Source organism: Streptomyces sp. NPDC046925, assembly GCF_040644915.1.
GTDB lineage: Bacteria > Actinomycetota > Actinomycetes > Streptomycetales > Streptomycetaceae > Streptomyces.
This window is the reverse complement of the sequence record NZ_JBEYWZ010000006.1, coordinates 369492-393055: the sequence shown is the minus strand read 5'-3', so window position 1 is coordinate 393055 and position 23564 is coordinate 369492. Positions and strand designations below refer to the sequence as shown.

The 23564-nt window shown below is 70.9% G+C and carries 26 protein-coding genes; 10 read left to right on the top strand and 16 right to left on the bottom strand.

Going from position 1 to position 23564, the window contains the following annotated elements; translation table 11 throughout:
* Nucleotides 1-29: 29 nt before the first annotated feature.
* Complete coding sequence (locus tag ABZ906_RS26190; RefSeq protein WP_003961784.1) at nt 30-212, top strand: DUF6104 family protein; 183 nt, start codon at nt 30-32, stop codon at nt 210-212.
* A gap of 7 nt (nt 213-219) precedes the next feature.
* Here the strand turns inward: ABZ906_RS26190 and ABZ906_RS26185 are convergent, their stop codons facing one another.
* The gene (locus ABZ906_RS26185; protein WP_361386464.1) at nt 220-1056 is read right to left on the bottom strand and encodes a hypothetical protein; all 837 of its coding nucleotides are present in this window, start codon (nt 1054-1056) and stop codon (nt 220-222) included.
* 148 nt (nt 1057-1204) lie between these two features.
* On the opposite strand from ABZ906_RS26185, the gene ABZ906_RS26180 reads away from it, so the two are divergent.
* Together ABZ906_RS26180 and ABZ906_RS26175 are read left to right on the top strand one after the other, a co-directional pair.
* Nucleotides 1205-2113 carry a DUF4097 family beta strand repeat-containing protein gene (locus tag ABZ906_RS26180; protein WP_361386461.1) on the top strand — a complete coding sequence of 303 codons (909 nt, stop codon included), beginning with the start codon at nt 1205-1207 and terminating at the stop codon, nt 2111-2113.
* A 1-nt stretch (nt 2114) separates the two neighbouring features.
* Nucleotides 2115-3254, top strand: a complete 1140-nt coding sequence (locus ABZ906_RS26175) for a PadR family transcriptional regulator (RefSeq protein ID WP_361386458.1) — start codon at nt 2115-2117, stop codon at nt 3252-3254.
* A gap of 110 nt (nt 3255-3364) precedes the next feature.
* Here the strand turns inward: ABZ906_RS26175 and ABZ906_RS26170 are convergent, their stop codons facing one another.
* The 4 genes from ABZ906_RS26170 to ABZ906_RS26155 all read right to left on the bottom strand — a co-directional run bounded on the left by ABZ906_RS26170 (nt 3365) and on the right by ABZ906_RS26155 (nt 6615).
* Nucleotides 3365-3997 carry a Clp protease N-terminal domain-containing protein gene (locus ABZ906_RS26170; protein WP_361386455.1) on the bottom strand — a complete coding sequence of 211 codons (633 nt, stop codon included), beginning with the start codon at nt 3995-3997 and terminating at the stop codon, nt 3365-3367.
* On the bottom strand, nt 3997-4206 hold the full coding sequence (locus ABZ906_RS26165; RefSeq protein ID WP_361386452.1) for a helix-turn-helix domain-containing protein: 210 nt from the start codon (nt 4204-4206) through the stop codon (nt 3997-3999). Before ABZ906_RS26165 ends, ABZ906_RS26170 begins: the two co-directional genes overlap by 1 nt.
* Before the next feature lie 61 nt (nt 4207-4267).
* Entirely contained in the window at nt 4268-5230 is a 963-nt protein-coding gene (locus tag ABZ906_RS26160) for a zinc-binding dehydrogenase (RefSeq protein ID WP_361386449.1), read from the bottom strand.
* Between the two features lie 170 nt (nt 5231-5400).
* Nucleotides 5401-6615 carry an NADP-dependent malic enzyme gene (locus tag ABZ906_RS26155; RefSeq protein WP_190081987.1) on the bottom strand — a complete coding sequence of 405 codons (1215 nt, stop codon included), beginning with the start codon at nt 6613-6615 and terminating at the stop codon, nt 5401-5403.
* A gap of 565 nt (nt 6616-7180) precedes the next feature.
* Here ABZ906_RS26155 and ABZ906_RS26150 point away from each other — a divergent pair.
* Genes ABZ906_RS26150 through ABZ906_RS26140 form a run of 3 tightly spaced genes read left to right on the top strand, consistent with a single transcriptional unit; the run spans nt 7181 to nt 9875 of the window.
* The gene (locus tag ABZ906_RS26150; protein WP_361181525.1) at nt 7181-8143 is read left to right on the top strand and encodes an ABC transporter substrate-binding protein; all 963 of its coding nucleotides are present in this window, start codon (nt 7181-7183) and stop codon (nt 8141-8143) included.
* 29 nt (nt 8144-8172) lie between these two features.
* The gene (locus ABZ906_RS26145; RefSeq protein ID WP_361181527.1) at nt 8173-9111 is read left to right on the top strand and encodes an amino acid ABC transporter permease; all 939 of its coding nucleotides are present in this window, start codon (nt 8173-8175) and stop codon (nt 9109-9111) included.
* A gap of 11 nt (nt 9112-9122) precedes the next feature.
* Entirely contained in the window at nt 9123-9875 is a 753-nt protein-coding gene (locus ABZ906_RS26140; protein WP_361182445.1) for an amino acid ABC transporter ATP-binding protein, read from the top strand.
* An 86-nt stretch (nt 9876-9961) separates the two neighbouring features.
* Here ABZ906_RS26140 and ABZ906_RS26135 read toward each other — a convergent pair whose 3' ends face one another.
* Nucleotides 9962-10723 (bottom strand): class I SAM-dependent methyltransferase, encoded by a 762-nt coding sequence (locus ABZ906_RS26135; RefSeq protein WP_361386446.1) that lies wholly within the window; start codon nt 10721-10723, stop codon nt 9962-9964.
* A 103-nt stretch (nt 10724-10826) separates the two neighbouring features.
* Here ABZ906_RS26135 and ABZ906_RS26130 point away from each other — a divergent pair, with 103 nt between their 5' ends.
* Nucleotides 10827-11456 (top strand): CGNR zinc finger domain-containing protein, encoded by a 630-nt coding sequence (locus ABZ906_RS26130; RefSeq protein WP_361181531.1) that lies wholly within the window; start codon nt 10827-10829, stop codon nt 11454-11456.
* On the opposite strand, the gene sodX is transcribed toward ABZ906_RS26130, so the two are convergent.
* Entirely contained in the window at nt 11360-11800 is a 441-nt protein-coding gene (gene sodX / locus ABZ906_RS26125; protein WP_361386443.1) for a nickel-type superoxide dismutase maturation protease, read from the bottom strand. The genes ABZ906_RS26130 and sodX overlap by 97 nt on opposite strands.
* A gap of 145 nt (nt 11801-11945) precedes the next feature.
* On the opposite strand from sodX, the gene sodN reads away from it, so the two are divergent.
* The gene (gene sodN / locus ABZ906_RS26120) at nt 11946-12341 is read left to right on the top strand and encodes a superoxide dismutase, Ni (RefSeq protein WP_190081992.1); all 396 of its coding nucleotides are present in this window, start codon (nt 11946-11948) and stop codon (nt 12339-12341) included.
* Between the two features lie 86 nt (nt 12342-12427).
* Here sodN and ABZ906_RS26115 read toward each other — a convergent pair whose 3' ends face one another.
* Nucleotides 12428-13081, bottom strand: coding sequence for a LysE family translocator (locus ABZ906_RS26115; RefSeq protein ID WP_361386440.1), 654 nt, complete (start codon nt 13079-13081; stop codon nt 12428-12430).
* 174 nt (nt 13082-13255) lie between these two features.
* Between ABZ906_RS26115 and ABZ906_RS26110 the strand changes: the two genes are divergently transcribed.
* Entirely contained in the window at nt 13256-15277 is a 2022-nt protein-coding gene (locus tag ABZ906_RS26110) for a translation factor GTPase family protein (protein ID WP_361386437.1), read from the top strand.
* A gap of 58 nt (nt 15278-15335) precedes the next feature.
* Entirely contained in the window at nt 15336-15791 is a 456-nt protein-coding gene (locus ABZ906_RS26105) for a pyridoxamine 5'-phosphate oxidase family protein (protein ID WP_361386434.1), read from the top strand.
* A gap of 59 nt (nt 15792-15850) precedes the next feature.
* Here the strand turns inward: ABZ906_RS26105 and ABZ906_RS26100 are convergent, their stop codons facing one another.
* From ABZ906_RS26100 to ABZ906_RS26065, 8 genes are all read right to left on the bottom strand, one after another.
* Nucleotides 15851-17092 (bottom strand): GNAT family N-acetyltransferase, encoded by a 1242-nt coding sequence (locus tag ABZ906_RS26100; protein ID WP_361386431.1) that lies wholly within the window; start codon nt 17090-17092, stop codon nt 15851-15853.
* Complete coding sequence (locus ABZ906_RS26095) at nt 17089-17613, bottom strand: hypothetical protein (protein WP_361386429.1); 525 nt, start codon at nt 17611-17613, stop codon at nt 17089-17091. Before ABZ906_RS26095 ends, ABZ906_RS26100 begins: the two co-directional genes overlap by 4 nt.
* 109 nt (nt 17614-17722) lie before the next feature.
* Nucleotides 17723-18535, bottom strand: coding sequence for a hypothetical protein (locus ABZ906_RS26090; RefSeq protein WP_361386427.1), 813 nt, complete (start codon nt 18533-18535; stop codon nt 17723-17725).
* Between the two features lie 196 nt (nt 18536-18731).
* Nucleotides 18732-19091 carry a GntR family transcriptional regulator gene (locus ABZ906_RS26085; protein WP_361386424.1) on the bottom strand — a complete coding sequence of 120 codons (360 nt, stop codon included), beginning with the start codon at nt 19089-19091 and terminating at the stop codon, nt 18732-18734.
* Between the two features lie 4 nt (nt 19092-19095).
* The gene (locus ABZ906_RS26080; protein WP_361386421.1) at nt 19096-20139 is read right to left on the bottom strand and encodes a DUF1648 domain-containing protein; all 1044 of its coding nucleotides are present in this window, start codon (nt 20137-20139) and stop codon (nt 19096-19098) included.
* A 513-nt stretch (nt 20140-20652) separates the two neighbouring features.
* Entirely contained in the window at nt 20653-21342 is a 690-nt protein-coding gene (locus ABZ906_RS26075) for a GAF and ANTAR domain-containing protein (RefSeq protein WP_361386418.1), read from the bottom strand.
* A 181-nt stretch (nt 21343-21523) separates the two neighbouring features.
* A complete protein-coding gene (locus ABZ906_RS26070) occupies nt 21524-22153 on the bottom strand; it encodes a GNAT family N-acetyltransferase (protein WP_361386415.1) in 630 nt (209 codons plus the stop codon).
* A gap of 188 nt (nt 22154-22341) precedes the next feature.
* Nucleotides 22342-23469 carry a family 2 encapsulin nanocompartment cargo protein polyprenyl transferase gene (locus ABZ906_RS26065; protein WP_361181552.1) on the bottom strand — a complete coding sequence of 376 codons (1128 nt, stop codon included), beginning with the start codon at nt 23467-23469 and terminating at the stop codon, nt 22342-22344.
* Nucleotides 23470-23564 lie beyond the last annotated feature (95 nt).

Below are 23564 nucleotides of genomic sequence, written 5' to 3'. Positions count from 1 at the left end.
CGTCCTACGTCCCCTGTGCGGAGCCTGTCTTGTACTTCACCGACCGTGGCATCGAGGAGCTGGAGAAGCGGCGCGGCGAGGAGGAAGTCACCTTCGAGTGGCTCGCCGAGCAGCTCCGCACCTTCGTGGACCTCAACCCGGACTTCGAGGTCCCGGTCGAGCGCCTGGCGACGTGGCTGGCCCGCCTGGACGACGAGGACGAGGACGAGTAGGGGCGGCTCAGCCCCTCCCGAAGCCGCCGTCGGAGGCGCGCACCCTGTCGTACGCAAGACCCAGTGAGCCGTGTACCAGCAGGAGTGCCGCCGTCGCGGCCCAGCCGCCGCTGCGGCGTCGCCATGCCCAGGCCGCCATCGGGAGTCCCGCGGCCAGTTGTGCCGCGGCCAGTGCGCGGGCCCTGGAGCCCCGCAGCCATGGCCCCAGCGGGCCCTGCTCGACCACGTCGAGTTCTGCCCGTACCGCGTCCCGCCAGCCCGACCACTCGACCTCCCGTACGCCCGGCGACACCCGGGCCACCGCGCGCAGCCGGTCGGCGGGCTCGCCCGGGCCCAGCCCGGCCGGCAGCGCCACCCCTGCGCGGGCGAGGACGGCGACCAGGCCCAGGAGCCGGGCCCTGGCGTCGGCCTCCGTGTCGGGGCGGCCCAGCTGCTCCAGGGACTGCACGTCCAGGACGGGGTCGAGCCCGAGGCGCGCGGCGAAGGTGCGCAGTGCCTCGTCCTCGCCGACGGGGGTGCCGTTCGCCAGCCATACGTATTCGACGGTGCGCCGGAAGCCCGCCGCGAGGGTGCAGCCCGCGTGGTCCGCGTCCCACCACAGCGCGAGCACCGGCCAGGTCGACCCGACGGCGAGCGCGGTGGCCCACCCGGTGAGCACCCGGTCCACCGGTTCGTCGCCGTGCACCCAGGGCTTGCCCTCGGGCACGAGCACGCTCCAGCCCTGACCCGCCGGGGCGAGCAGCATCCGTTCGCGCATCAGGCGGGCGACGGGCTCGACCACGTCGGGGGCGGCCCGGCAGAGGAGCAGCGCACCGGCGGCGTGATCGACAGCTTCGGACGGCATGGCCCCACGCTAGGTCAAATCACCGCATTTGGCGCAGAGAAGCGAGGGTGTCTTGACTTTCCGTGACCGCGATATATCGTGTGTATCAGAGACGCGATATGGCGCGTTGCTCGTTCTTCGCCGCAGCCCGCTAGAGGAGGTAGGTCCGATGCCGGAGTGGTCCGTCGCCGAGCCACAGAAGCTCACGTTCGACGCCCCTGTGTCCACGCTCCACGTCCGCGTCGTCAACGGAACGGTGAACGTCGTGGGCACCGACGAAGTTTCCGCCCGCCTCGAGGTCTCCGAGATCGACGGGCCGCCGCTGACGGTCACCCAGTCGGACGGCACCCTGTCCGTCGCCTATGACGACCTGCCCTGGAAGGGCTTCCTCAAGTGGCTCGACCGCAAGGGCTGGCGCCGCAGCGCGGTGATCTCCCTGGCGGTCCCCGCGGGCACCCGCGTGGAGGTGGGCGTGGTCGGGGCGGGCGCCGTGGTCTCGGGAGTCGAGGGGCACACGGAGGTCAAGAGCGTCACCGGCGACACGACCCTCGTGGGGCTCTCCGGACCGGTCCGCGCCGAGACCGTCTCGGGCAGCCTCGAGGCCCAGGGCATAGCGGGCGACCTGCGGTTCCACTCCGTTTCCGGGGACCTGACGGTCTTCGAGGGCGCGGGCTCCTCCGTTCGGGCCGAATCGGTGAGCGGCTCGATGATCGTGGACCTCGACCCGGCGGGCACCCCGACCGACATCGGTCTGACGAGCGTCTCGGGCGAGATCGCCATCCGGCTCCCGCACCCGACGGACGCGGACGTGGAGGCGAACACCGCGAGCGGCGCGGTGTCCAACGCGTTCGAGGATCTGCGGGTCAGCGGCCAGTGGGGGGCGAAGAAGATCACCGGCCGCCTGGGCTCGGGCAGCGGAAAGCTCAGGGCGACGACCGTCTCGGGGTCCATCGCGCTGCTGCGCAGGCCGCCGACGGAGGAGGATGCGTTCGACGGGGCCCCACCGGCCCCCTCGCCCGAGGACACTCCCCCGACCGCGACCGAAGACGCCGCCCCGACCGACAAGAAGGTGCTCTGAGATGGCCCCCGTGTTCGCCCACGGCCGACTGCGCCTGTACCTGCTCAAGCTCCTGGACGAGGCTCCGCGCCACGGCTATGAGGTGATCCGCCTCCTGGAGGAGCGCTTCCAGGGGCTCTACGCACCCTCGGCGGGCACGGTCTATCCGCGCCTGGCCAAGCTGGAGGCCGAGGGCCTGGTCACGCACACCACGGAGGGCGGCCGGAAGGTGTACGCCATCACGGACGCGGGCCGCGCCGAACTGGCCGACCGCAGCGGTGAGCTGGCCGATCTGGAGCTGGAGATCCGTGACTCCGTCGCCGAGCTCGCCGCCGAGATCAGGGACGGCGTGCGGGGTGCGGCCGGTGAGCTCCGCCGTGAGATGCGGGAGGCGGCCAAGGAGGCGCGCGCGGCCGGCGGCGCGTCCGAGGACAAGAGCGGCGCCGGTTCGGGCAAGGCGTTCCCCGACCCCGCCGACTTCTTCGACGGCTCCTGGGGCGACAAGGAGGGCTGGCGCCAGGCCAAGGAGGAGTTCAAGCGCGCCAAGCAGGAGTGGAAGGAGCAGGCGCGGCGCGCGAAGGACGAGACCCGCAGGGCCCGTGAGGACGCGCAGCGCGCCCGCCGCCAGGCCATGGACGCGCAGGAGGCCGCGCGCGCCCAGGCGCAGGAAGAGGTGCAGCGCATCGCACGGCGTGTCCAGGACCAGGTGCAGGACCACTTCACGCGGGGCGACTGGCCGACGGGGGTCCGCGAGGGGCTGACGGAACTGGCCAAGGAGTTCACGGAATTCGGCAGGAACGTGGGCGCGGGGGGCGCCTCGGGCACGGCAGGCACCTCCGGCACGGCAGGCGCCTCGGGCACGGCAGGCGCCTCCGGCAAGGACTTCGGCCGCAAGGGCTCGGGATCCGCCGCGGAGGAGCCCAAGTTCACGGGCGCCCGTGAGGACGAGGTTCCCGCGGAGTATGTCCCGGAGTGGGCCGAGGAGGACTCCACCGGCAACCCGGCCCGCGATCTGGACCGCCTCCTTGACCGCTTCCGGGACGACATCCGCGACGCGGCCCGCGATCACGGGGTGACGGAGGAACAACTCCGCGAGTCCCGCCGCCACTTGTCGTCGGCGGCGGCCCACATCGCGGCGACCCTGCACGCTCCGAAGAGCTGACCCCGGCGGCCGGCGGGAGGAGCGCCGCCGGGCACATGAGGCGCCGCCCGCCGAGAGCAGCCCCGTCGGGAGCAGCCCCGTCAGGAGCAGCCCCGTCAGGAGCAGCCTCGTCAGGCCTGCCCGGCGGCGCCCCCGCCGTACAGCACCCTCTCCACCGCTTCGTGCGTCACGCCGTGGTCCGCGAGGACCTCGCCGACGGGGCCGGGGCGGGCGGTCAGGGCGAACAGAATGTGCTCGTCGCCGATGTGCCGGTCCCGGTGGGCGGTGGCGATGCGCAGGGACCGCACCAGGGTGTCCTTGGCCTCGCGGGTGAAGGGCCGGTGCCCGGACCAGCCGCGGCCGGGGCGCCCGCCCCTGCCGCCGGTCCTGCTTCCACCCTTGCCGCCGCCCTTGCCGCCGCCCTTGCCGCCGCCCTTGCGTGCGCCCGCCAGCGCGCCCACGCCGTGGGTCTCCTCGACGCGGGAGACGATCTCGGAGACGTCGATGCCGAGCTCGGCCAGAGCCTGCGCATCGGCCTGCGACAGGCCTCCGCGGCGCCGCGCCTCGCCCAGGGCGCCCTCGATCGAGTCCCGGCGGCGCGTGGCCCCGAGCGAGGCCAGGGCGAAGGATGCCCGGCTCGCCTCGCGGTCGAGCAGGGCGAGCAGCATGTGCCCGTCGTCGACGGACTGCGCGCCCTCGCCCTCGGCATGCTCCACCGCGCCCTTGACCACGGCGCGGGCGTCCTTCGTGAACCGCTCGAACATCACTGCCTCCCGTACTTCTTGTGCACGGCCTGCCTGCTCACTCCGAGCTCCGCGGCGATCCCCTGCCACGACCAGCCGTGCAAGCGCGCACTGCGCACCTGCACGGCCTCCAACTGCTCCACCAGCCTCCGCAGCGCGGAGACGGCCCGCAGTCCGACTCGTGGGTCACGGTCACCCGCACGCTCGGCGAGATCCGTAGCTTCGGTCATGCATGTCAACTTACGTTGACAGGGAGGGTGTGTCAACGGTGGTTGACACGCAACGGCAGCGTCAGGCCTCCAGCACGATCTTTCCGAACAGGTCGCCCGACTCCAGGCGCTCGAAGCCCTCGCGCGCCCGGTCGAGCGGCAGCACCTCGTCGATGACGGGACGTACGCCCGTGGCGGCGCAGAAGGAGAGCAGGTCCTCCAGTTCGTCCTTGGACCCCATCGTCGAGCCGACGATCTTCAGCTCCAGGAAGAAGACCCGCGTCAGTTCCGCGTGCGAGGGGCGGTCCCCGCTGGTCGCGCCCGAGATCACCAGAGTGCCGCCCGGCTTGAGGGACTTGACGGAGTGCGACCACGTCGCCGCCCCCACCGTCTCGATGACGGCGTCCACCCGCTGCGGCAGCCGCGCGCCGGACTCGACGGCCTCCACCGCGCCCAGTTCGAGGGCCCGCTTGCGCTTGGCCTCGTCGCGGCTCGTGGCGAAGACCCGGAGCCCCGCCGCCTTTCCGAGCACGATCGCGGCCGTCGCGACCCCGCCGCCCGCACCCTGGACGAGGACCGAATCCCCGGGGCGTACACCGGCGTTGGTGAAGAGCATGCGGTACGCGGTCAGCCAGGCCGTCGGCAGGCAGGCCGCCTCGGCGAACGACAGCTCCTTGGGTTTCGGCAGCAGGTTCCACGTGGGCACGGAGACCTGCTCGGCGAACGTCCCCTGGTACTTCTCGGTGAGGATCGAGCGGCCCTCGCCGACGTCGACCCCGTACCCGGTCTGGCCGATGACGGAGTGCAGGACGACCTCGTTGCCGTCCTCGTCGATCCCCGCGGCGTCACAGCCGAGGATCATCGGCAGCCTCCCCTCCGGGAGGCCGACCCCGCGCAGGGACCACAGGTCGTGATGGTTGAGGGAGGCGGCCCGGACCTTCACGGTCGACCAGCCGGACCTGGCGTCGGGGGCGGGACGCTCCCCCAACTCAAGGCCACTGAGCGGCTGGTCACGGTCGATGCGGGCGGCGTAGGCGGCGAACATGAGGCGACGATAGGCCGCGGGCCTACCCGTACGTAACCACGCACGAATGTGACACGCGCCGCGCCCCCCACACCCGCCGCGCCCCCGCTCCGTACACAGCCGCGCCCCCGCCCCGTACACAACACGTGCGTACGAGACGGGGGCGCGGTGTCACACCGAAGGAGCGAGCCTCAGCGGCGGGCAACGCCCTCCGCACGGGCAGCCGCGGCCACGGCGGCCGTCACGGCCGGGGCGACCCGCTCGTCGAACGGCGAGGGAATGACGTAGTCGGCGGAGAGCTCGTCGCCCACCACGCCGGCCAGCGCCTCAGCCGCGGCGATCTTCATCGTCTCGGTGATCCGCGAGGCCCGCACCTGCAGCGCACCGGCGAAGATGCCGGGGAACGCGAGCACGTTGTTGATCTGGTTCGGGTAGTCCGAACGCCCCGTCGCGACGACCGCCGCGTACTTGTGGGCGATGTCCGGGTGCACCTCGGGGTTCGGGTTGGCCATGGCGAACACGAACGAGTTCGGCGCCATGGAGGCGACCGCGGGCTCGGGGACGGTGCCGCCCGAGACGCCGATGAACACGTCCGCACCCGCGAGGGCACTCTCCAGGGAACCGCTGAGGCCGGCCTTGTTGGTGATCTCCGCGAGCTCACGCTTGACCGGGGTGAGGTCGTCCCGGTCCCGGCTCACGACGCCCTTGCGGTCCGCGACCGCCACATCGCCGAGGCCCGCTTCGAGCAGGAACTTGGCGATGGCGACACCGGCCGCACCGGCGCCGGAGATCACGGCACGCAGCTCGCCGAGCGTGCGCCCGGTCAGCCGGGCCGCGTTCCGCAGCGCCGCCAGCGTCACGACCGCCGTGCCGTGCTGGTCGTCGTGGAAGACGGGAATGTCGAGCCGCTCCTGGAGCTTGCGCTCGATCTCGAAGCAGCGCGGGGCCGAGATGTCCTCGAGGTTCACGCCGCCGAAGGACGGCGCGAGCCGCACCACGGTGTCGACGATCTCGTCCGCGTCCGTCGTCGCGAGCGCGATCGGCACCGCGTCCACGCCGCCGAACTGCTTGAACAGAATGGCCTTGCCCTCCATCACGGGGAGGGAGGCCTCGGGACCGATGTCACCGAGACCGAGCACGGCCGTGCCGTCGGTGACCACGGCCACGACGTTCGACTTCCACGTGTAGTCGTTCACCAGCTCCGGCTGCTCGGCGATCGCGGTGCACACTTTCGCGACGCCGGGCGTGTACGCCAGGGACAGGTCGTCCTTGTCCCGCACCGGCACGGTGGCCTCGACGGCCATCTTGCCGCCGCGGTGCAGCGCGAACGCCGGATCGAAGGGCTCTTCTTCGCCTTCGTGACCGGTATCGCTGTCGCTGCGAGGATTGACGATCTCCGCTGCCACTTGTCTGACCCCTTAAGTCTTAAATCATCAGTTGAGGGTGTCCACTCCTGGTTGAGAAGTGGGCGGGCACCGCGTCTGTGCCCCGCCTGTCGGCGGGGGGAGGTACAGACGCGCGAGCGCGCCGCACACGCGCTCCGGGCCCCGGATGAGGGGTGTAACGCACCTTTCTACCTGACGGCAGCGGGCACGGGCGAGTGGGATTGGTTACCTCTGGTGCTCCAGGTCCTTGTAGTGGTCCCACAATTACGGAGCGGTGGTCGGAGCAAGAACGGGCGACGGCCCCATGCCCGAATTTTCCGAAGTACACCCGCGGTCGGTCCACATCGCGAGATTGCCCCGAGTTTCACGGAAGATCTCAAATGGCGGTACTTCGTTCCCCGTCGGTACGGCCCTGTTGTCCCGGCCTGTCTGGGTTCGGGGATCACCCGTTATCCGATTTTGACATCACCGGCACCCAGAATCGGACGGTCCGAATGGCAAGATGCGGTCATCACACGAGGTCGCGACACCCGAAGGTGTGTGCACACGACCGCTCGGCAACTCCCTCATCCGCCGGAGGACCCTCATGACCGCAAGCTTCATCTGTCGTACCACCGCCGGTAAGTCCGCGAAGTCCCGGATGGCCACGGTCGGCGCGATCGCGGTCGCCGGCGCGCTGCTGCTCACCGGCTGCGGTGACCAGACCAAGAGCAAGGACGAGGGCAGCGGCAAGGTGAGCAACGCACCGCTCGCCGACAAGCTGCCCCAGGAAATCCGCGACGCCGGTGTCATCAAGGTCGGTTCGGACATCGCGTACCCGCCCGTCGAGTTCAAGGACAAGTCGGGCAAGACCGTCGGCATCGACCCCGATCTCGGCGACGCCCTCGGCAAGCAGCTCGGCGTGGAGTTCCAGTTCGACAACGGCACCTTCGACACCCTGCTCGGCGGTCTGCGCTCCAAGCGCTACGACCTCGCGATGTCGGCCATGACCGACACCAAGAACCGCCAGGAAGGCGTCGACGAGGAGACCGGCAAGAAGATCGGCACCGGCGTCGACTTCGTCGACTACTTCACGGCCGGCGTCTCGATCTACACCAAGAAGGGCGATGACCAGGGCATCAAGACCTGGTCCGACCTCTGCGGCAAGAAGATCGTTGTCCAGCGCGGCACCGTCTCGCACGACCTGGCCAAGGCCGAGTCGAAGAAGTGCAAGAGCGGCAAGAAGATCGCCATCGAGTCCTTCGACAACGACCAGCAGGCCCAGACCCGACTGCGCTCCGGCGGCGCGGACGCGGGCTCCTCCGACTTCCCGGTCGCCGCGTACGCGGTGAAGACCTCGGGCGGCGGCAAGGACTTCGAGCTGGTCGGCGAGCAGGTCGAGGCCGCTCCGTACGGCATCGCGATCTCCAAGAAGAACCCGGAGCTGCGCGACGCGATCAAGGCCGCACTCGACGCGATCATCAAGAACGGCGAGTACGAGAAGATCATCGCGAAGTGGGGCGTCGAGGACGGCGCGGTCGAGGCAGCCAAGATCAACGGCGGCAAGTGACCGCGACCCGGCGCTGAAAGGCCACCCCTGTGACTACCGACATCTCCAAGAAGGGGCCTGAGGACACACCACCGTCCTCCCGCCCCGAGGCCATCAAGGCCATCCCCGTCCGGCACTACGGACGGTACGTCGCCGCGCTCGCCGCCATCGCGGCGCTCGGCGCGATCGTCTACGCGTTCTCCCAGGGCGACATCAACTGGAACGCGATTCCCGACAACTTCTTCGACGACCGCATTCTGCGGGGCGTGCGCGAGACCCTGATCCTGACGGCCCTGTCGATGCTCATCGGCGTGGTCGGCGGTGTCCTGCTCTCCGTGATGCGGATGTCCCGGAACCCGGTGACGTCGTCGATCGCCTGGTTCTACATCTGGTTCTTCCGCGGTACGCCGGTCCTGGTCCAGCTCTTCGTCTGGTTCAACCTCGGCTTCGTCTTCGACTACGTGAACCTCGGCCCCGTCTACAAGGACGAGTGGTCGGACTTCATGACGCCGTTCCTGACGGCGCTGCTCGGCCTGGGTCTCAACGAGGCCGCGTACATGGCGGAGATCTGCCGCGCCGGTCTGCTCTCTGTCGACGAGGGCCAGACCGAGGCCTCGCACGCGCTCGGCATGAGCCACGGCAAGACGCTGCGCCGGATCGTTCTTCCGCAGGCGATGCGCGTGGTCGTGCCGCCGACGGGCAACGAAGTCATCAACATGCTGAAGACGACGTCGCTCGTCGCCGCGGTCCAGTACTACGAACTCCTGCGGTACGCCCAGGACATCGGCACCTCGTCGGGCGCGACGGTGGAGACCCTGCTGCTCGCCGCGTGCTGGTACCTGATCATGACGTCGATCCTCAGCGTCGGTCAGTACTACCTGGAGCGCTACTACGCGCGCGGTTCGTCGCGCACCCTGCCCGACACCCCGTTCCAGAAGATCAAGGCCAACATGCTGTCCCTCGGCAACCGCGCGGGAGGTGTGCGCTGATGACCACCGCCATGGTGAAGTCCGAAGGCGTCCACAAGTCCTTCGGCAACGTCGAAGTCCTCAAGGGCATCGACCTGGAGGTCAAGTCGGGCGAGGTCTTCTGCCTCATCGGCCCCTCGGGCTCCGGCAAGTCGACGTTCCTGCGCTGCATCAACCACCTGGAGAAGATCAACGCCGGGCGGCTCTACGTCGACGGCGACCTGGTGGGCTACCGGCAGAAGGGGGACAAGCTGTACGAGCTCAAGGACAGCGAGGTCGCCCTCAAGCGCCGGGACATCGGCATGGTCTTCCAGCGCTTCAACCTCTTCCCGCACCTGACCGCCATCGAGAACATCATGGAGGCGCCGGTCCAGGTCAAGGGCGAGACGAAGTCGGCGGCGCGGGAACGCGCCGGCCAGCTTCTGGAGCGCGTGGGCCTGGCCGACAAGGCGAAGAACTACCCCTCGCAGCTCTCGGGCGGCCAGCAGCAGCGCGTGGCGATCGCCCGCGCGCTGGCGATGGAGCCGAAGCTCATGCTCTTCGACGAGCCGACGTCCGCGCTCGACCCGGAGCTGGTCGGTGACGTGCTCGACGTCATGCGCGACCTCGCGGAGTCCGGCATGACGATGATCGTCGTCACGCACGAGATGGGCTTCGCGCGCGAGGTCGGCGACAGCCTCGTCTTCATGGACGAGGGCGTGGTGGTCGAGTCCGGGCACCCGCGCGACGTCCTGACGAACCCGCAGCAGGAGCGGACCCAGTCGTTCCTGTCGAAGGTCCTCTAGCAGGTACACGCGAGGGGCGGTACGGATCTGATGTCCGTACCGCCCCTCTCGCGTGTGCGCACCGCTTCAGGTCTCGCGTGTGCACGCTACTTCAGGCCGAGCACCATCGCGTCGGACGGCGAGGACCACACCGTCCGTGCCTCGCCGAAGCCCGCGTCGCGCAGTGTGCGCGCGTGCCACTCGGGCGGCGGGGTGTCGCCGTCCGCGTGCTCGCCGTAGATCTCGAAGCGCTTGGCGGTGGGTCCGGCGAGGACCGGGTCCTCGGCGGCGAGCTGCCACCATTCCTTCCAGTCCACGGCGCCCTCGGCCTTGGCCCGGTCCATGCGGGCGTGCCGCTGGGCGCGGTCGGCGTCGTTCAGGCGGGGCGTCGCGGGGTCGGGCATGTGGTCGGCGTTCATGAAGACGCCGCCGTCCCGCACGACGCCCGCGATCTGCCCGTAGAGGGTGGTGAGGGGTTCGCTGTGCAGCCAGTGCAGGGCGGTGGCGGTCAGGACCGCGTCGTACGCGTCGTAGGGGAGCTGCGCCGTCCAGTCGGGGTCCTTGAGGTCCGCGGTGACGAACGTGACGCGGTCGTCCCCGGCGAAGGTGCCCTCGGCGATGGCCAGGAGCGCGGGGTCGAGGTCGACGCCGGTGCTGACCGCGTTCGGGAACCTCTTGAGCAGCCGGTCCGTAATACTCCCCGTACCGCACGCGAGGTCGAGGACGCGCGGCTCGGTGCCGACGACGGCCTCGACCATGTCCAGCATCACCCGGAACCGCTCCTCGCGGTCGGGCAGATACCACTCCTGCTGCCGGTCCCAGCTGTCCTGCCAGGCCCGCCAGTCGGTTCCGGACACCGTTTCCGTCATCAGAAGCCCTCCCGTACGTAATACGCTCTCGTAATACCCTCGAACTACGCGCAACCGTTACTCACGCACTGACGAAGATAGCCCGCCCCGGTAAGGACTACAAGTGGAACTGGCCTATTACTCGGACTACGCCGTACGTCTGGTCAACAGCGAGGAGCCGGGTCGCAACAAGGACACGCTGACGTCGGTCGAGGCCGTCCGTGAGCTGTTCGGAGGCAGTTCGCAGGCCGCGCGCCGCGCCACGGACTCCGACGTCACCCGCTTCCGCTCGGTGCGGGCCAGGCTCAGGGCGGTCTTCGAAGCGGCCGACGGCGGCGACGAGACCCTCGCGGTCTCCCTGCTGAACTCACTGCTCATGGAGTTCCCGGTCAGCCCGCAGATCTCGGGCCACGACGACCGCGACGACGACGGCAACCCGCTGTGGCACATGCACCTGGCGGACCACCCGTCGAACGCGACGTCCGGGTACGCCGCGATCGCCGCGATGGGCCTGGCCTTCCACCTCACCGAGCACGGCGTCGACCGCCTCGGCCTGTGCGAGGCGGCGCCCTGCCGCAACGCCTATCTCGATACGTCGACGAACCGCTCCCGGCGCTACTGCTCGGACCGCTGCGCGACCCGCGCCAACGTCGCCGCCTACCGCGCCCGCAAGCGCCTGGAGACGGACCGGTCGGCCAGCACGGGCCGCGCCGCCGAGACGGCCCAGCGCAGCAGGGCCAACGGCGAGCGCTGACCGGACGCGAACCGGGGCGGGCGGTAGCGGAACCGCACCTTCCCCAGGACGAGTTCCTCGGGCACCGTGCCGTAGTCCGTGCTGTCCCCTCCCGCGTACGCGTTGTCCCCGAGCACCCACCAGCCGCCCTCGCGCCGCTCCGCGGCGCGCTTGACCACCAGCAGGTCCTGCTGGAACGGATGGCGTAGCACCACCACGTCACCCGCTCGGACCCGTGCGCCCCACTGCACCACCAGACGGTCCCCGTGGTAAAGCGTGGGCACCATCGACGGACCGGTCACCTCTGCCGCGCCCAACGGCAAGACGGACCTTCTCCGTTCGCTCTCCTGCGACAGCTCCGGCATCACCGGCACCTCCCCGGTCCTATCCTCCACCAGTACGAGTCCGTCCCCGGACTTTTGACCTAAGCCCATGGGGGCACTCGCGAAAACACGTCTCTCACGGAGTAATGTCCCACCTGAGAAGACGATCACGAGGAAGGACCGCTGCATGCTTTCCCGCCTGTTTGCCCCCAAGGTAAAGGTCAGCGCCCACTGCGACCTGCCCTGCGGCGTGTACGACCCGGCTCAGGCCCGTATCGAGGCGGAGTCGGTCAAGGCCGTCCAGGAGAAGATGGCCGGCAACGACGACGCGCAGTTCCAGACGCGTGCCATCGGCATCAAGGAGCAGCGCGCGGAGCTCGCCAAGCACCACGTGTCGGTGCTCTGGAGCGACTACTTCAAGCCCCCGCACTTCGAGAAGTACCCGGAGCTGCACCAGCTGGTCAACGACACCCTCAAGGCCCTCTCGGCCGCCAAGGGCTCGTCGGACCCGGCCACGGGCCAGAAGGCGCTGGACTACATCGCCCAGATCGACAAGATCTTCTGGGAGACCAAGAAGGCCTGACCTCAGGCTTTTAGTCCCTTCAGTACAGACGAAAGCACCCGGCATCCGCGCGGAGCCGGGTGCTTTCGGCATTCCCCGTACCGTTCTCAGGCCCGGTCGTGCAGGGCGAGGTTCGCGGCAAAGCCCAGGAACGCCACCCCGCTGAGCTGTTCCAGACGGCGGCGGAACGACGGGCGGCGCATGCGTTCGCCGAGAGCGGCGGCAGCGTAGGTGACGATCCAGTACCAGAGGGCGAGTTCGACCAGGTCGATCGCCGTGAGCAGCAGTGTCGTGCCGAACACCGGTGCGCCCGCGGGGATGAACTGCGGGATCAGGCTCATGTAGAAGAGACCGGCCTTGGGGTTGAGCAGGTTCGTGCCGAGCCCCGCGCGGAAGGCCGCCCAGCGGTCCCGGGGTGCCGCCGGTTCGGCCGCCGTCTCATCGCCGCGCGCCCGTACCTGCCCGTTCCCCGCCCGGCGGCGGGAGCGCCACAGCGCCGTCCCGCCGAGCCATGCCAGGTAGACGGCGCCCCCGATGCGCAGGGCGTCGTACGCGAGATGCGATGCCGTGAGCAGTGCCGTCAGGCCGATCGCGGTGGCCAGCCCCCAGGCCAGGCACCCGGTGAGGATGCCGAGCGCCGCGGCGAAGCCGCCGTCCCGGCCGTGGGCCACGGACGTGCGCAGGACCAGGAGCGTGTCCAGGCCCGGCGTGACGTTGATGATCGCGGCGACGCCCGCGAACGCGAGTGCGGCGGTGAGCATGACCGGAGATTAGCCGCGCTCCGTGCCGTCGCGCCGCCGGATAAATCAGTTGCCGGGGCGGCCGGGCCCTGCTGCACTCTCCGTACGCCTAGACCCGTCGAGGAGACGCAATGCGCCGTTCGTTCATGTCCAGCCAGAAGGGAATTGCCATCAACCCAGAGGACATGACACTTCGTGCATACGTCGAGCACATCCAAGACCCTGAACCTGGGGATCCTGGCGCACGTTGACGCCGGGAAGACCAGCCTGACCGAGCGGCTTCTGCACGCCGCCGGTGTCATCGACGAGATCGGTCGCGTCGATGCCGGAAACACCCAGACCGACTCACTGGCCCTGGAACGGCAGCGCGGGATCACGATCAAATCCGCCGTCGTCTCCTTCGCCGTCGACGACGTCACCGTCAATCTCATCGACACCCCCGGCCACCCGGACTTCATCGCCGAGGTGGAACGGGTGCTCAGCGTGCTCGACGGCGCCGTACTCGTCGTCTCCGCCGTCGAGGGCGTCCAGGCGCAGACCAGGGTGCTCATGCGGACCCTTCGGCGGCTCCGCATCCCCACGCTCGTCTTCGTGAACAAGATCGACCGACGCGGCGCGCGCCACGAGGATCTGCTGCGCGACATCGCGGAACGGCTCGTGCCGGACATCGTGCCCATGGGGACGGTCACCGGCCTCGGCGGCCGCGAAGGGGCGTTCGTGCCCCGCGCCGCCGGTGATCCCGCCTTCACCGCCCGCCTCGTCGACGTACTCGCCGCGCACGACGACGCCCTGCTCTGCGCGTACGTCGAGGACGAGGCGGGGCTCTCCCCCGAGCGGCTGCGCGCCGAACTCGGCGCACAGACCGCGCGGGCCCTCGTCCACCCGGTGTTCTTCGGCTCGGCCGCCACCGGCGCGGGCATCGGCGAACTCATGTCGGGCATCCGGGAGTTGCTGCCCTCCGAGGACGGGGCGCTGCGGGCCGGCGATCCCGTGTCCGGCACCGTGTTCAAGGTCGAGCGCGGGAGCGCCGGGGAGAAGGTCGCGTACGTGCGGATGTTCGCGGGGACTCTGCGCACGCGGGACCGGCTGCCGTTCGGCGGCGGGCGCGAGGGCAAGGTCACCGCGGTCAGCGTCTTCGACCAAGGGTCCGCCGCCCCGCGCGAAAGTGTCCGCGCGGGGCAGATCGGGAAGGTGTGGGGGCTCGGCGACGTCCGGATCGGTGATGCCGTCGGCGTACCGCACGCGTCGGGGAGGAGTGCCGGCCGGCACCACTTCTCGCCGCCCACCCTGGAGACCGTCGTCGTCCCCGCCCGCCCCGGCGACAAGGGCGCGCTGCATCTCGCGCTCGCCCAGCTCGCCGAGCAGGACCCGCTGATCGATCTGCGGCAGGACGACCTCCGCCAGGAGGTGTACGTGTCGCTGTACGGCGAGGTCCAGAAGGAAGTCATCCAGGCGACCCTCCTCGACGAGTACGGGATCGACGTCACGTTCCGCGAGACCACCACCATCTGCGTGGAGCGCGTGACGGGCAGCGGTTCCGCGTACGAGATCATCGACAAGGACGACAACCCCTTCCTGGCCACCGTCGGGCTGCGCGTCGATCCCGGACCGCCGGATTCCGGCGTGGAGTTCCGCCTGGAGATCGAGCTCGGATCGATGCCGTACGCGTTCTTCCGTGCCGTCGAGGAGACCGTGCGCGAGACGCTGGCGCAGGGGGTCCACGGGTGGGAGGTGAGTGACTGTGTCGTCACCATGACGCACTCCGGTTACTGGCCCCGGCAGAGCCACGCGCACGGCACCTTCGACAAGAGCATGTCGAGCACGGCCGGGGACTTCCGGCAGCTGACCCCGCTGGTGCTGCTCGGCGCGCTGCGGCGGGCGGGCACCGAGGTGCACGAGCCGCTGCACCGCTTCCGGCTCAGCGTCCCCGACGACGTGTTCGGCACGCTCCTGCCCGCGCTCTCCCGGCTGCGGGCGGTGCCGCACACCCAGACGGCGCGCGGCACCTCGTACGTCGTCGACGGCGAGATTCCCGCTGCCCGCGTGCACGAGCTGGAGCAGCTGCTGCCCTCGCTGACGCGCGGCGAGGGCGAGCTGGAGTCCTCCTTCGAGCGGTACAGGGCGGTCCAGGGCGAGGCCCCCGCCCGGCCGCGCACCGACCGCAACCCGCTCTGCCGCAAGGAGTATCTGCGAGAAGTGGCGGGAGTCAGGCGCTGAGCGCCCGAGCCTGGTTATGGTCCATCCGCCACCCCCTGCCACTTGGAGGAGAACAGCAATGAGCGCACCGCGCCCGCCCGAGCAGCGCAAGCAGGACGTCCTGCACCGCCTCACCCACGACGTCGACGCCTGGGTGGCGACCGCCGACGCCGACAGCGGCACCCCGTACCTGATCCCGCTGTCCTTCCAGTGGACCGGCGAGGCCCTGCTCGTGGCCACTCCGGCCAGCAGCGTCACCGGCCGCAATCTCCGGGCGTCCGGCAAGGCGCGGGTCGGCGTCGGGCCGACCCGCGACGTCGTGATGATCGAAGGGACCGTACGCGCTCTCGGCGAGGGCGAGTTGACCTCCGATGACCTCGACGCCTTCGCCGAGCGGACGGAGTTCGACCCGCGCAAGCTCGACACCGTGTACACCTACTTCCGCATCACTCCGCAGCGGATCCAGGCGTGGCGCGAGGCCGATGAGCTGGTGGGACGGGAGTTGATGCGGGGCGGGCGGTGGACGGTGGGGTGAGGTGAGGTGAGGTGAGGTGAGCCTGCCGGGGGCGGGGCGGACCAGGGCCGGGGCCGGGGTCAGTCCCGGCCGAGGATCGGTGCCAGCGCCTCCCGCAGGTCGTCGGGTCCCTTGTAGTGGAGCCCCGTCATGCCGAGCGCGACCGCCGCGTCCACGTTCTCCTTGCGGTCGTCGACGAACAGACAGCGCTCAGCGGGGACCCCGGTCCGCTCCAGGGCGATCTCGTAGATCCGGCGGTCCGGTTTGACGCTGCCGACTCCGGCGCTGCTGACCACCGTGTGCGCGAGTCCGGCGATGCCGAGTTCGGCCAGGTCCTCGTCGAGCCAGGGGGTCGCGTTCGTCACGAGCGCCACATGCAGGTGCGTGCGGGCCCGCCGGAGCAGGTCGACCACGGTGGCGTCGGCGGAGAACCCGGCTCCGGCGAGCGCGGTGCCCAGGGCGTGACCGCGCTCGTACGGCACGCGGTCCGCGAGGCCGCGCGCGATCGCCGCCACCCACTCCTCCCTGCCGGAGCGCCCGAGCATCAGCGGCAGATCGGTCTCGGGCGCGAAGGCGATCTCGGCAGTACTGCCGTGCGGGAGACCGGCGGCGCGCTCCATCGCCTCCAGCTCCGACATGTCGTAGAAGCGGATCACGCCGTCGAGGTCGCAGAACACCGCGTCGAAGGGCAGCGGCGGCTCGGGGGCCGGTGGCGCCACGGCCTCGGGGGCCTGCGGCGCCACGGGCTCGGGGGCCTGCTTCGTCACCGGTTCCGGGGCCTGCTGCTCCATCGGCCAGGTGAAGCGCACCTTCTCCCGGGCTTCGGCGCCGATACGGCCGTAGAAGCGGATCGCGCCCTCGTTCCACGCGGGCGTCTGCCACTGGACCTCGGGGAGGCCCAAGGCGCGTGCTTGGGCCGCCACCGCGTCCGTCAGGCGCTCGCCGAGGCCGAGGCCCCGGTGCCCGTCACGCAGGAAGAGGCAGTCCATGTGCAGGTACTCGGTGCCGTCCCAGGTGGAGATCTGCGGCGCGCACGTGGCATAGCCGACGACCTCGCCGCCGGGCAGCTCGGCCACCAGGCAGCGCAGACGCGGGTCCGGCTCCCCGAAGAGCATGGCGTCCAGCCGCCGGTCGAGGCCGGGGGCGGGCGGCGCGCCCTTCTCGTACGCGGCGTGCTCGGCGATCAGTTCGACGATGCGGGGGAGGTCGGCGGGGCGGGCGTGGCGGATGCGGGGGGCTTCGCCGTTCTGCTCGCCGTCCTGTGCGCGGGGGGATGCGCCGGGCTCTTCGCCGTCCTGTGTGCGCGATCTGTCGTACGTCACCGCAGGTCCCCCTCGATGACGTCCTTGCCCCACGCGGAGAGCCGCTCCGCGAGGGTCCCGCCCCCGTCGAGCACGCACCGCACGTACGCGTCGCGCTCGTGCGTGAGCACGGCCGCCTCCCACACACAGGGCGCGAGACCGGCCCGTCCCGGCCGCAGCCGCCCGGGGTCACCGGCGGGCCCGGTGAAGACGGCGAGGTCCGACATGTACCCCTCGATCCAGCTCTGCACGAGCACATAGTCGCCGTCACCGCCCGCGTGCACGATCAGTACGGCGAGCCCGACCGACCCGCGCGCACGACCGAGCCCCAGGTGCGCCCCCGCGATCGCGAGCGCGGACTCCTCGTCCTGCCCGGTCACCTTCCGCCCCGGCGCCTCGACTGCGTACGCCTTCACCAGATGCCCGCCGGCCTCCCGGACGCCGAGGGGCCGTGCGGTACGGGAGTGGTGGCCGTCGGCGAGGGCAAGCAGTTGATCGGCGTCGACGGCCGACGGAAGTACGTCAAGCTCGGTCATGTCCATCCGCCCATAATGCAACTGTCCGCTGCTTCTTGTGATGCGGGTGGGCACTACCGCTGCTTCTTGTGATGCGGGTGGGCGCTACCGATGCTTCTTGTGACTCGGGCGGGCGCTACCGCTCCCCCAGCACTCGCTTCACGTTGGCCCGCAGCCGGTTCTGGTCCGCGCGCACCGCCTCGTACGTGTCCTTGTGGCGGGCCACGTCTTCACGCTGCTTCTCCTCGCGCACCGCCCACCACACTCCGGCCGTGTTGTGCTCCCGCTTGCACTCGACGTCCGCGGTCGCCGTGGCCCGCTCCTTCGCTGACCGGTCGGTGTTGCCGCCGTGGTCGTTCCCGCGGCTCCACGCCTTGTCGCCGAACGCGTCGTACGGCGTCCTGTAGCGCTTGACGCCTTTGCTCTCCAGGCAGTCGGACCAGGTGTCGAGAGCTTCGCGGACCCGCTTGTCCTTGGCGATCACCTTGTCCAGGCGCCGGCTCCGCTCCGAGACGTACGTGTACATGCGCGTCTTGTCCCGTACGCCTTCGGTGAGGCGCTCGGCACCGCTGTTCGCACAGCCGCTCGCACGCTTGCCGCCCCGGCCGTAGAGCGCCTCCTGCTCCTCCTCGCGCACGGCACGCCCCTCGGGCCACCGGGCGTCGGTCCGGGATCGCGCCGGTTCCCAGCCGTAGCCCCAGCGGCGGGCGCCGTCGAGGTCGAGCGTCCCGTACGGGTACGACGGCATCGCCACCGCGACCATCGCAAGCGAGTTGGCCATCTCCGGCCGCGCGGGACGGAGGGGAAAGTCCTCGAAGCCGCGCTTGCGCATACAGGTCCGCGTCATGCGCTCCTGCGCCTCCGTCTGACGCTCGCTGTCCCGCGTACTGAACTCGTAGCGCTCAAGCGGCAGTTCGGGCAGGTCCTTCTCTTCCCGCACGGAGGGCACACCGGCGCCTCCCGCCCCTCCCCCGGGCGGCTCGGAACCGCACCCCGCGATCCCCACCGCCACAACGCCCGCAACAGCCCACCGGGTCATCCCCCGCAGCCCCATCGGTCCGTCCCCTCCCCGGGCGACTCACGCACCGGAACCGTCGGACCATACCTGCCGCCAGTCCGTACCTGCCGTCAAGCCGTACCTGCCGTCAGGTCCTGAGCGCCGTGTCCACCAGGGAACGCACCTCGTCCTCCGAGAGCCCGAGCTCCAGCGCGTCCGCGACGAACGCCCGTACGCGCTCACCCAGTTGAGCCCGCGCCTGTGCCACCGCGCCGTCCACGACGATCGCACCGCGCCCCCGCCGGAGTTCGATCAGGCCCTCCTCGCGCAGCCGCTGGTAACCACGCAGCACCGTATGGACGTTGACCCCGAGGGAGTCGGCGAGCAGCCGCGCGGAGGGCAGCCGCTCGCCCGGGCGTACCGAGCCGTCGGCGACCGCGCGGCGCGCGCAGGCGGCGATCTGGTCGCCGAGGGGCACCGCTGATGTCGTATCGATCCGGAACAACATGGCGTCAGTGTCGCCCGTCCCGGGCGGATGCCTCGCGGTCCACCAGCGTGTTGAGGAGCGCGGCTGCCGTCGCGGAGTCCTCGACGGTGACGGCGAAGTCGTTTCCGTTGGCCCGGCGCACGACCAGCGCCTCGCCCGACCGCATGATGACGCCGGAGCGTCCGGGGACGATGCGGTATCCCCAGCCCCCGTAGTCCGCGAAGGCGCTGATCCGGCGGGTGTCCGCGCGCTCGATGCGGTCGAGCGGCAACCGGATGCGCGGCCACGGCACAAGGCCCGACGACACCGTGAGCCCGCGCCGGTCCACGGTGACACAGGCCCGCGCGAGGGCGGCGACCAGAATTCCGGGGACGAACAAGGACAGCGGCGTCACCCAGCCCCCGTCCGGCAGCCACAGGGTTGCGACGCCCGCGACCGCCAGCGCGATGCCCGTCCCGCTCAGCAGCCGGGAGCCCGTCTGCCGTACCCACCCGGCGACCTCGTCGCGCCCCAGATCGATGCGGCCGGACCCCGCCTGCTCGTCCGCACCGAGCGGCGGACGCGCGTCGGGCAGCGGCACGAGCCCCGCGGTCGCCGCGCCCGCTCCCGCCGCGAGCGCGGCGACCGCGACCGCGACGGCGAGGTGCCACAGGGGGAACTGCGCCGCCGCGCCGTCGGCGGTGCCGCGGTTGGCGAGCAGGCTCGCACCCATCGGCCAGGCCAGAAACGCGGAGGTCGCGTACACGATCGCGACCAGTCCTCGCAGCCCGCGCCGGTAGGTGGCGAAGTCGCTCCTCACCGCGAGGAAGGCGCTGATCGCGCCGAGCACGACGAACATCCCCACGAGCATCGCGAGGAACCCGCCGTGCCCGACGAAGCCGTCCGCCTCGCCGTCGGCACCGAAGTGCCGGGCCAGCCGATCGGGCAACTGATCACGGACCCTCACGTACACGGCCAGGTCGGCGACGAGCCCGAGCACGAAGGGCAGCGCGGCGAGCAGGGCGATGCGGGGGCGGTTGGGGTGACTGGGGCGGTTGGGGCCCTTGGACGAGCGAGCAGACTGATTCATGGAAACCTCCATTGTTCGCATCCTAGTAGAACAATGAGGCCGCGGGGAAGCACGAGGGCGGAGAAGTGCTGTGCGCACCGGCAAGGTCTCTGAGCTTCAGTCACCATCGGAGCAAGCCGGTGCGGTCTCGGCTCCCGCCCCGGCCTCTTCCCCGGCTTCGGGGCCGACTTCGGCTTCGGCAGCGACCGATCCGGCCTCCCCGCGTTCTTCCCGCCTGCCGCGTCGCCCGCGCCTGCCGCGCTTCCCGCGTTTCCCGGGTTCTTCCGCACACGCGTCGCACTGCGGATTGCGGCACGGGCCGGGTCCCCAGACGGGGACGAACACCCCGAGTGTCTTGCGCCGCTTGATGGCCGTACCGACGGGACGTCCGCAGCTCGCGCACACCGGCTCGCTCTGCGGGCGGGGGCCGGACCGGCGCCCATCGCTGCCCATGCGCCGAGAATATGGCGGGCGACGCGGGCCGGAAAGCCCACCGCCGCCCGCCGCCGCCCGCTGTCAGCGCGGACCGCGTGCCTAGGGCCGGCGGATTCCCTCCGTGTCGAGCTCGCCCGCCACCACCTGTCGCGCGCACTCCGCGAGCCTCATCCGGTTCGCCCGCGCATGGCGTCGCAGCGCCCCGAAGGCGTCGTCGACGGTGCACCGCCAGCGCTCGGCGAGTACGCCCTTGGCCTGCTCGATGGCGACCCGGCTGGTGAGCGCCTCCTGCAACTGGCCGCGCTCCGTCTCGCTGCGTTCCAGGGAGCGGCGCTGGACGATGGCGATCGCGGCGACGTCCGCGAGGGCCTGGGCGAGCGCGACCTCGTCGGGGCTCAGCACCCGCGGCTTCGCCTGGAACAGGTTGAGCGTGCCGAGCATCTGATCGCCCTGTTGCAGGGGAAGCACCTGCGTCATCTCGTAGCCCGCCGCCCTGGCGCGCGTCGAGAACTCCGGCCAGACGGTGGTCGCCTCCAGACCGCCGAGGGCGATGTTCGTGTGCGCCGACCCCGAGCGGTAGCAGTCCAGGCACGGCCCTTGTTCCTGTTGCAGGGCGAACAGATCGAGCACCCAGGTGTGCTCGCCGGACGAGGCGACGAGCCGCAACTCGCCCTGCGAGTCGGCCAGCAGGACGCCCGCCGCCGAAACGCCGAGCAGTTCCACGCAGCGCACGGCCAGGCTCTGCAGGAACGCGGCGACGTCGAAGACGCCGTTCAAGGAGTCAGCCACCTCCACGAACGCCTCCGCCAGACGTCGTTCGCGAGACGTATCACCGGTCACTGCACCGGTCACTTCACGGGTCATTTCGCCGGACACTTCTCGGGTCGTTTCGCGGGACATTTCGCGGGACATGGAGCTCGCGCCCCCCCTTCGGCGTGTCTACGGGCAACACAGAGGTGCTGCAAAGACTTTACGCGAACCGACTCGTCTCGCCACCGTCCGTGACGAAGGGCCGGGGCTCCCGCCACATCGGCCACAGCTGCGGGCCGTCCGGCAGATCGATGGCATGTCCGGTGAAGTGGAACCCGAGCCGTGTGTACAGCGCGCGGCTGCGGCTGTTGCTCGCCTCCAGATAGGCGTGCAGCCCCTCCCGGTCGCACCGTTCGAGCACGGCTTCGATCAGCGCCGTGCCGAGCCCTTCGCCCTGCCGCTCCGGGCTCACGCCGATCATGTGCAGATACTGGTGGGGCCGGTCGGTCGGGTGCGCCTCACCGGTGAGGCGGCCTATCTCCTCGACCCGCTCGTTGTCCGGGTCGACCGCGGCGCGAAGCTGCGCGGGGCCTTCCTCGGCACCCTCGTCCTCGCCCGCGGGGACGGACCACCACAGCGCGACGGCCGTACCGTCCTGCGTGACGTCGACGAAGCCCTCGCTCAGCGCGAGGTCGAAGAAGGCTTCCATCAGGGCCCCGTGCCTGCGGCGGCGGTGCTCCTCGCCGGGGAAGACCCAGCTGCTCACCGGATCGTCCTGGAACGCCTCGTCGAGCAACCGGACCACGTGCGTCCTGTCGCTCTCCCCGGCCCTCCGGATCACTACGCCCACAGCCCGCCCCTTTTGCCCCTCGACCTGCCCCCGGACCACGTTCAACCACAATTGACGCAGTTCAACTGCGTGTGACGCACGACCGGTTGCTTCGGTTGCAGCCTAGGCGATCCGGACCGAGCACACGGGTGAGCCCCGCCCCCTGACCGGTTCTCGGCGGGGTGCGGGGCTCATCAGTCGCGCCTCGTTCAGTACGTACGCCGCGTCACGAACTCCGCGAGCGTCAGAAGGCTGCCGGCCGCCTCCGGGTTCGGCACCGCGCGGGAGAGCTGGTTGAGCGCGCGGGACATCCGGTCGGCGGCGTGCATCAGCGCCCAGTCCTTGCCGCCGGCCGCCTCGACGGCATGCGCCATGCGCTCCAGCTCGCCGTCGTCCCCGGGGCCGGTCGACGGCTGTCCGTACAGCACGGCCAGTTCGGCGGCGGCCGGGGTGCCGGAAGCCAGGGCCGCGACCACCGGCAGGGACTTCTTGCGGGCCGCGAGGTCGGCACGGGCGGGCTTTCCGGTGTGCCCGGGGTCGCCCCAGATGCCGATCACGTCGTCGATGAGCTGGAAGGCGAGCCCCGCCTCGCGGCCGAACCCGTCGAGCGCGTCCACCTCACTGCGCCCCGCACCCGCGTACAGCGCCCCGAGGGCACAGGCGCAGCCGAGCAGCGCTCCCGTCTTGGCCTCGGCCATGGCGAGGCACTCGTCGAGCGTGACCTCGGCCGGGCCGCGCCGTTCGAAGGTGCTGTCCGCCTGCTGGCCCGCGCAGAGCTCCACCACGCAGGCCGCGAGCCGGGCGGCCGCCTCACAGGCACCGGGATGCGGGTCCTCGGCGAGCAGCCGCTGCGCGAGCGCCTGCAACGCGTCACCGGCCAGGATCGCGTCGGGTTCGCCGAACACGGCCCAGGCGGTGGGCCGGTGCCTGCGGGTGGGATCGCGGTCCATGACGTCGTCGTGCAGCAGGGTGAAGTTGTGGGTCAGCTCCACTGCCGCCGCGGCCCTGACGGCCATGGCCTGCTCCCCGCCGAGCGCCCGCACCGCGGCGAGCACCAGCGCAGGCCTGATCGCCTTGCCCGCGTGTCCGGCCGCCGGTGCGCCGTCCGCGTGTTCCCAGCCGAAGTGATAGCGCGCGATGCGGCGCATCGCCGGGGGCAGCGAGTCGACCGCCCTGCGCACCTCAGGGTCGACGCGCAGCCGCGCCGCCGTCAGAAGTTCCGCCGCTTCGGACGCTTCGTACCCTCCGTGCTGGTCGTGAGTCTCGAACTCTTGGGTGGGCCCCTGTTCTGCGGGGCCTTGCGCCATCTCCGTCATGTCCGTCGTCGTGTCCGTCATGAACTCACCCCGGGGAGGATGCGGACGGTGGCGTTTCCTGGGCCTGTGGGCGTGTACGCAAGGGGTGTACCCGGCAGCACGCCCACAGACACGGC

What these genes read in the sequence shown, in the direction of transcription:
- ABZ906_RS26185 (WP_361386464.1), bottom strand. Translation starts at nt 1,056, where the DNA reads ATGCCGTCCGAAGCTGTCGATCACGCCGCCGGTGCGCTGCTCCTCTGC.
- ABZ906_RS26180 (WP_361386461.1), top strand. Translation starts at nt 1,205, where the DNA reads ATGCCGGAGTGGTCCGTCGCCGAGCCACAGAAGCTCACGTTCGACGCC.
- ABZ906_RS26175 (WP_361386458.1), top strand. Translation starts at nt 2,115, where the DNA reads ATGGCCCCCGTGTTCGCCCACGGCCGACTGCGCCTGTACCTGCTCAAG.
- ABZ906_RS26170 (WP_361386455.1), bottom strand. Translation starts at nt 3,997, where the DNA reads ATGTTCGAGCGGTTCACGAAGGACGCCCGCGCCGTGGTCAAGGGCGCG.
- ABZ906_RS26165 (WP_361386452.1), bottom strand. Translation starts at nt 4,206, where the DNA reads ATGACCGAAGCTACGGATCTCGCCGAGCGTGCGGGTGACCGTGACCCA.
- ABZ906_RS26160 (WP_361386449.1), bottom strand. Translation starts at nt 5,230, where the DNA reads ATGTTCGCCGCCTACGCCGCCCGCATCGACCGTGACCAGCCGCTCAGT.
- ABZ906_RS26150 (WP_361181525.1), top strand. Translation starts at nt 7,181, where the DNA reads ATGACCGCAAGCTTCATCTGTCGTACCACCGCCGGTAAGTCCGCGAAG.
- ABZ906_RS26140 (WP_361182445.1), top strand. Translation starts at nt 9,123, where the DNA reads ATGGTGAAGTCCGAAGGCGTCCACAAGTCCTTCGGCAACGTCGAAGTC.
- ABZ906_RS26135 (WP_361386446.1), bottom strand. Translation starts at nt 10,723, where the DNA reads ATGACGGAAACGGTGTCCGGAACCGACTGGCGGGCCTGGCAGGACAGC.
- sodX (WP_361386443.1), bottom strand. Translation starts at nt 11,800, where the DNA reads ATGCCGGAGCTGTCGCAGGAGAGCGAACGGAGAAGGTCCGTCTTGCCG.
- sodN (WP_190081992.1), top strand. Translation starts at nt 11,946, where the DNA reads ATGCTTTCCCGCCTGTTTGCCCCCAAGGTAAAGGTCAGCGCCCACTGC.
- ABZ906_RS26115 (WP_361386440.1), bottom strand. Translation starts at nt 13,081, where the DNA reads ATGCTCACCGCCGCACTCGCGTTCGCGGGCGTCGCCGCGATCATCAAC.
- ABZ906_RS26105 (WP_361386434.1), top strand. Translation starts at nt 15,336, where the DNA reads ATGAGCGCACCGCGCCCGCCCGAGCAGCGCAAGCAGGACGTCCTGCAC.
- ABZ906_RS26095 (WP_361386429.1), bottom strand. Translation starts at nt 17,613, where the DNA reads ATGGACATGACCGAGCTTGACGTACTTCCGTCGGCCGTCGACGCCGAT.
- ABZ906_RS26085 (WP_361386424.1), bottom strand. Translation starts at nt 19,091, where the DNA reads ATGTTGTTCCGGATCGATACGACATCAGCGGTGCCCCTCGGCGACCAG.
- ABZ906_RS26080 (WP_361386421.1), bottom strand. Translation starts at nt 20,139, where the DNA reads ATGAATCAGTCTGCTCGCTCGTCCAAGGGCCCCAACCGCCCCAGTCAC.
- ABZ906_RS26065 (WP_361181552.1), bottom strand. Translation starts at nt 23,469, where the DNA reads ATGACGGACACGACGACGGACATGACGGAGATGGCGCAAGGCCCCGCA.